Raw genomic sequence first — 6,444 nt, forward strand, 5'->3', positions numbered from 1 at the left:
TGACAATGACTCATTCCGTGGGCGGCCGCCGGCGGAGTTCCCGGGGGGCCCAATGGGGGAGGGGGAGGCGCTGCATAGCGGCGAAGACGGACTCCTTCAGTTTGGGATACTGGGGTTCCAGGGAGGCAATGAGGGTTTTGACCTCCTGGCGCTTGGTGTGGCCGTCGGCGGGGCAGGGGTTGTGGACCACCGGGAGCTGGAGGCGGGGAACCGCCTCCCGGATCATGGCCTCGCTGACATAGAGAAGGGGGCGGATTTGGGTGATGTCCGTGCGGTCCAGATAGGTTACGGGGTGGAAGCAGGACAGGCGGCTCTCATAAAACAGGGAGAGGAAGAAGGTCTCCACTGCGTCGTCATAGTGGTGGCCCAGGGCGACCTTGTGAATGCCCGCCTCCAGCAGGGCGGTGTGGAGGGAGCCCCGGCGCATTTTGGCGCAGAGGGCGCAGGGATTTTTCTCCCGCCGGGTCTCAAAGATCACATGGTACATCTGGGTGGGAATCCGGTGGAAGGGGACGCCCAGCTCCCGGCAGTAGTCCGCCAGAGGAGACAGGTCCATGCCCGGGGTCCCCATGTCCACCGTAAAGGCCTCCACGGAAAAGCCCCCAGGATAAAACTGTGCCAGCCGGGCCAGGGCGGCCAGCAGCACCAGGGAGTCCTTCCCCCCGGATACCCCCACGGCCACCCGCTCCCCGGGGGCGATCATATCATAGTCCTCCACACACCGACGGAGAAGACTGAGAATCTTTTGCATGACGGGTACACTCCTTGCGCACAAAAATGAAAATAGAACATGAGGATTCGGAAGAATAGAAGAGGATAGAAGAGAAAACGAGAGTTCTTGCGGGGGTAAATTAAAAAATTCAGAAAAAGCGTTGACAGGCTCCCATGGCGGTATTATAATGTAGCCTGCTGAAAACACCGGCCTGTGGTTTCTCCAGCATTATAAAGGAGAAGCAAACCCTTTGTAAAGCGGGAGAAGCCACCGGCCCTCCTTAAAATATAAGGAAGAGAAATTTTTATTGGAGGTTCGACCCTATGTCCACTTTTATGGCCAACAAGGGCAACATCGAGCGCAAGTGGTATATCCTTGACGCCGCTGGCAAGCCCCTTGGGAAAACCGCTACCGTGGCAGCCACTCTGCTGCGGGGCAAGCATAAGCCCGAATACACCCCCCACGCCGACTGCGGCGACTTTGTCATTGTCATCAACGCCGAGAAGGCCGTGCTCACCGGCAAGAAGCTGGATCAGAAGTACTACCGCACCCACTCCGGCTATGTGGGCGGCCTGAAGGAGACCAAGTACCGTAAGCTCATGCAGGACAAGCCCGAGCTGGCCATGAAGCTGGCGGTCCGCGGCATGATGCCCCGGAACATCATCACCAAGGATTCCCTGACCCGCCTGAAGATTTTCCGCGGTCCCGAGCACATCCACGCCGCACAGAAGCCCGAACTGTGGGCCGCAGAATAAGGAGGAGTGAGACCATGTATAAGAGCAAGAAGCCTTACCATTACGGCACCGGCCGCCGGAAGTCCTCCGTGGCCCGGGTGCATCTGTTCCCCAACGGCACTGGTGCCATCACCATCAACGGCCGTGACATCGACGACTACTTCGGCCTGGAGACCCTGAAGCTCATTGTCCGCCAGCCCCTGGACACCACAGACCTGCTGGGCAAGGTGGATATCTCCGCCACCGTCTCCGGCGGCGGGGTCACCGGCCAGGCCGGCGCCATCCGCCACGGCATCAGCCGCGCCCTGCTGGAGATGAACGCCGAGTATCGCCCCGCTCTGAAGGCCGCCGGGTTCCTGACCCGCGACCCCAGAATGAAGGAGAGAAAGAAGTACGGCCTGAAAGCCGCCCGTCGTGCGCCTCAGTTCTCCAAGCGCTGAGATTGCCTTATCCAGAAGCACTGTCCTTTCGGACAGTGCTTCTTTTTTGCAGGGATTTCTTGTCTCAAGGGGCGGGTTGTGCTATACTTTTTTCATCCATTCAGAAGAAAAAGGAGGGCGACAACATGAAACACCATGGGGAGACCTTTTCCCTGGCCAACGGCGTGGCCATTCCCTGTCTGGGGTTTGGCACCTGGCAGATGAAGGAGGGGCCGGAGACGGTGGCGGCCATCCAGAAGGCTTTGGAACTGGGCTACCGGCACATTGACACAGCGGCATACTATCAAAATGAGAGAAGCGTGGGCCAGGCGGTCCGGGCCAGCGGCCTGCCCCGGGAGGCGGTCTTTGTGACCAGCAAGGTCTGGAACACAGACCGGGGGTATGAGAGTACCCTGCGGGCCTTTGACCGGACCATGGAGAAGCTGGGGCTGGACTATTTGGACCTCTACCTCATCCACTGGCCGGCCGCGGCCAACCGGTTTGACAACTGGGAGGACATCAACGGTCAGACCTGGCGGGCCATGACCGAACTGTACCAGCAGGGGCGGGTCCGGGCCATTGGGGTCTCGAACTTCCTGCCCCATCATTTGGAGCCCTTGCTGAAGACGGAGGTGGCGCCTATGGTGAACCAGGTGGAGTGCAACCCCGGCTGTCAGCAGAAGCAAACCCTGGCCTACTGCCGGGACCATGGCATCCTGGTGGAGGCGTGGAGTCCCCTGGGATCGGGCCGTGTGCTGGAGAATGCGACCTTGCAGGCCCTGGGAAAGCAGTATGGGAAGTCCGCCGCGCAGATCTGCCTGCGCTGGTGCCTGGAGCAGGGGGTCCTGCCTCTGCCCAAGTCGGTGACCCCCCAGCGAATCCAGGAAAACACAGCCATTTTTGACTTTGCCCTGACCCCGGAGGATATGGCGCGGATTGCCGCGCTGCCGCCCTTCGGCGGTTCGGGACACGATCCGGATCAGATTGCATTTTAATGCCTTGACAGCGCGGGAAGGGAGACGGCGGCGATGTTCGGACGAAAAAAGAAGGCGCAGAAGCGGGAGGAACACCAGCAGTCCCTGCGAAAGGGCTTGCTGTTTTGGCTGCCGGGGGGCTCTTCCCGGCTGGATGTCTATGTGGATTACTGTGTGATCCGCTGCTTGGGGAAGACCAAGATGAAGGAGAAAGAGCGGGTGATTCCCTTCACCTCCATTCAGGATGTGGTCTATACCCCGCCCACCGCCATGCGGCTGGCCTGCCTGCAGCTGATCACCAAAGAGATGCCGGATGTGAAGAAGAGCTATTGGTATGCCTATGAGAACAATCTGGTGGTGGTCCACCCCTCCACAGAGGAACTGGCCCACAAGGTCCGGGCCTACATTCTCAATCCCAAGGGCTCTGATGTGGTCCCGCCGGAATACCTGAACCAGCTGCGAAAGGAGCTGAAAAGGGCCCGCCGGGCAGAGGCGGAAGCCCAGGCCCAGGCGGAGAAGGAGGAGAAGGCCCACAAGAAAGAGAACCCTGCCGCCGCAGACCAGGAGACAACGTAAAAAGCGCCCCCTTTGGAATTGCGAACCGAAGGGGGCGTTTTTGCGGGAATCTTGCTTTTTCCCGAGGGAACCGGTAAAATGAAAGAAAACGTCCCACCCAAGAGAGAAAAAGGAGACAGTTTCATGTATGAGAAGCTATTTTCCCCGGGAGCCATCGGCACGCTGACCATCCCCAACCGCATTGTGATGACGGCGGCGTCCGCCTCCCTGTCCCAGCCGGACGGGACCATGACGGAGGACATGCTGGCATACTACGAGGCCCGGGCCAAGGGGGGCGTGGGGCTCATCATCACCGAGATGGTCTGCGTGGATGAGGCGCGGGGGGTCCTGTTCCCCCGGGAGCTGAACGCGGCCCGGGAGGATAAAATTCCCGCGTTCCGGGCACTGGCGGAACGGGTGCATCCCTATGGCACCAAGATATTTGCCCAGCTGTTCCACCCCGGCGCCAACGCCGACCCCAAGCTGAATCCCCATCTCCCCCTGGTCTCCGCCAGCGACGGCAGGGGGAAGAAGCGGGGGACGGCCCAGGCGGCCACCCGGGAGGACATCCAGGAAATTGTCCAAAAGTTTGGCCAGGCGGCCCGACGGATCAAGGAGAGCGGGATGGATGGGGTGGAGGTCCACGCCGCCCACCACTACTTCCTCCACAGCTTTCTCAGCCCGGTGACCAACCATCGTACCGACGAATACGGCGGCAGCCTGGAGAACCGGACCCGGATTCTCCGGGAGGTGGTGGAGGCCATTCGGGCCGCCTGCGGCCGGGACTTCCCCCTGATGTTCCGGATTTCCCTGGAGGAGTACATCGGCCGGGAGGGCTACCATGCCGACACCGGCATTCAAATTTGCCAGATGCTGGCCTCCTGGGGGGTGGACGCCATCAATGTCACCGCCTCGGGGACCGACAGCAAGCTCAGCCAGAGCGTGGAGCCCATGTACTATCCCCAGGGCTGGCGAAAGCACCTGCCCAAGGCGGTGAAGAGGACGGTCCCCCTTCCCGTGGTCTCGGTGGCCCTGATTCGGGACCCGGCCTATGGGGAAAAGCTGCTGGAGGAGGGGGTGCTGGACTTTGTCGCCTCCGCCCGCAGCCACCTGGCCGACCCGGACTGGGGAAACAAGGCGCGGCAGGGCCGGGAGGAGGAGATCCTCCCCTGCATCTCCTGTATGGCCTGCTTTGGCAAGTACGAGCAGGCAGGGCACATCACCTGCGCGGTGAACCCGGAGACGGGCTACGAGGCCCAGCTGCCCCCGCTGCCCCGAGATGGGGAGGGCCGCCTGGTGGTGGTGCTGGGGGGTGGCCCCGCCGGATTAGAGGGGGCCTGGGTGGCTGCCCGCCGGGGGTTCCGGGTGATCCTGTTTGAGAAGGCGCCACAGCTGGGCGGTCAGCTTCTGCTGGCCGCGGGGACGCCCCGGAAGGAGAAAATTCAGTGGCTTTTGGACAGCTTGTGCTTCCGCTGCCGCCAGGCGGGGGTGGAGCTGCGGACCGGCTGTGCCCCCACCCTAAAGGAGCTGGGCCGGCTGTCCCCCTATGCCATTTTGGATGCCACCGGCGGGGTGCCGGGGATTCCGGCCGCGATCCAGGGGGCCCGGGAGAGTCCGCTGGTCTGCACGCCGCCGGCGGTCATCACCGGCGCCCTGGACATCCGGGAGGAGAGCGTGGTGGTGGTGGGCTCGGGGATGACCGGCCTGGAGACCGCGGAACTCCTCTCGGACCGGGCGCGGAACAATGCTGTCCTGGTGCTGGAGGCCGCCCCCCGGCTGGCCCCTGGGGTTCAGGGCTCCAACCGCAACGGGGTAACGGCGGTGCTGGAGGTGAACAACGTGGTCTTCCTCTGCAACCGCACCCTCACCCGGGTGGGGGAGGACCGGATCTGGTTTGTGGACAGCCAGACCGGGGAGGAATATGTCTATCCCTGCGACCGGGTGGTCCTGGCCCTGGGCACCGTCCCCGCCCGGCCCTACGGGGACCGGCTGGGGGAGGTCTGCAGCCGGGTGATCCCTGTGGGAGACGCGGTGAAAGGCGGACAGATCTGGGATGCCGTGCACGCCGGTTACCACGGGGCCCGGCGCATTTGAATCTTTTTGAAAAATCCCCTTGACTCTCCCCTTGGGTCATCCTGTATCCTTGCCTTGTGGTCCGGACCCACCATTCAATCTCCACAGGGAAAGGAGGGCATTGCATGCTGACCATTCATCAGATGGCAGAGCGGACTGGGGTTACCATCCGTGCCCTGCGGTATTATGACAAGATTGGCCTGCTGCCGCCCGGCGCGGTTTCCCCGGCGGGTTACCGTCTCTATGGACCGGCGGAGTTGGAACGGCTCCAGCAGATCCTGTTTTTTCGGGAACTGGAGTTTCCCCTGGCGGAAATCAAGGCCATCCTGGCCAGCCCGGCCTATGACCGGACGGCGGCCTTAACGGCCCAGCGGGCGCTGCTGCGGGCGAAGCGGGACCGGCTCGATGGCCTCCTGAGACTGGTGGAAGTTGCCTTGAAAGGAGAGACAACCATGGAGATGGCGTTTACCGCTTTTGACCGGGCGGGGTACGAGGAGAAATGCCGGGCCTACGCCCGGGAGGTTAAGGCCCGCTGGGGGGATACTGCGGCCTGGAGGGAAAACCAGGAGAGACAGCAATCCGGCGAGGAGACAGCCTGGGGGGCTGCCCAGGCAGAGGCGGAAGAGCTGATCGCGGCCTTTGCCCGGAGCAGGCCGCTGCCTCCCGAGCACCCCCAGGTGCAGGCTTTGACGGGCCGGTGGCAAGCCCACATTACCCGGCACCATTATTGCTGCACCAGGCAGACGCTGGCGGGACTGGGAGAACTGTACCGGACCGACCAGCGGTTCCAGGCGTACCTGGATCAATGGGGGACGGGAACCGCAGCGCAGATGGCGGCGGCCATTGCGGTGTACTGTGGGGCACAGGAGGAGGATGCTTCCCCCAAAAAATAATCTATTGCACATTGCCTCTGCCCGCAGGTGCGGCGGGGGATGAGATGGGAGAGGATACCGGATGGAACCAAGAACCCTGCTGAA

Annotated in this window: 7 protein-coding genes; 6 read left to right on the plus strand and 1 reads right to left on the minus strand. The window is 62.5% G+C overall.

Annotation, left to right across the window (positions count from 1 at the left end; all coding sequences use genetic code 11):
- Window positions 1–10 precede the first annotated feature (10 nt).
- On the minus strand, window positions 11–751 hold the full coding sequence (locus DV520_RS09875; protein ID WP_021919116.1) for a tRNA lysidine(34) synthetase: 741 nt from the start codon (window positions 749–751) through the stop codon (window positions 11–13).
- 284 nt (window positions 752–1,035) lie between these two features.
- Between DV520_RS09875 and rplM the strand changes: the two genes are divergently transcribed.
- The 6 genes from rplM (at window position 1,036) to DV520_RS09905 (ending at window position 6,360) form a co-directional block, all read left to right on the plus strand.
- Window positions 1,036–1,467 (plus strand): 50S ribosomal protein L13, encoded by a 432-nt coding sequence (gene rplM / locus DV520_RS09880; protein WP_117142601.1) that lies wholly within the window; start codon window positions 1,036–1,038, stop codon window positions 1,465–1,467.
- Window positions 1,468–1,481: 14 nt separating this feature from the next.
- Window positions 1,482–1,886 (plus strand): 30S ribosomal protein S9, encoded by a 405-nt coding sequence (rpsI, locus tag DV520_RS09885; protein ID WP_021919114.1) that lies wholly within the window; start codon window positions 1,482–1,484, stop codon window positions 1,884–1,886.
- Window positions 1,887–2,011: 125 nt separating this feature from the next.
- Entirely contained in the window at window positions 2,012–2,860 is an 849-nt protein-coding gene (locus tag DV520_RS09890; RefSeq protein WP_021919113.1) for an aldo/keto reductase, read from the plus strand.
- 33 nt (window positions 2,861–2,893) lie between these two features.
- On the plus strand, window positions 2,894–3,415 hold the full coding sequence (locus DV520_RS09895; protein WP_117142602.1) for a hypothetical protein: 522 nt from the start codon (window positions 2,894–2,896) through the stop codon (window positions 3,413–3,415).
- 123 nt (window positions 3,416–3,538) lie between these two features.
- Window positions 3,539–5,488: an oxidoreductase gene (locus DV520_RS09900; protein ID WP_165850087.1), complete on the plus strand. Its 1,950-nt coding sequence runs from the start codon at window positions 3,539–3,541 to the stop codon at window positions 5,486–5,488.
- Between the two features lie 104 nt (window positions 5,489–5,592).
- Complete coding sequence (locus DV520_RS09905) at window positions 5,593–6,360, plus strand: MerR family transcriptional regulator (protein ID WP_117142604.1); 768 nt, start codon at window positions 5,593–5,595, stop codon at window positions 6,358–6,360.
- Window positions 6,361–6,444: the final 84 nt, after the last annotated feature.

The sequence above is a fragment of the Evtepia gabavorous genome (assembly GCF_003425665.1).
Lineage (GTDB): Bacteria > Bacillota > Clostridia > Oscillospirales > Oscillospiraceae > Evtepia > Evtepia gabavorous.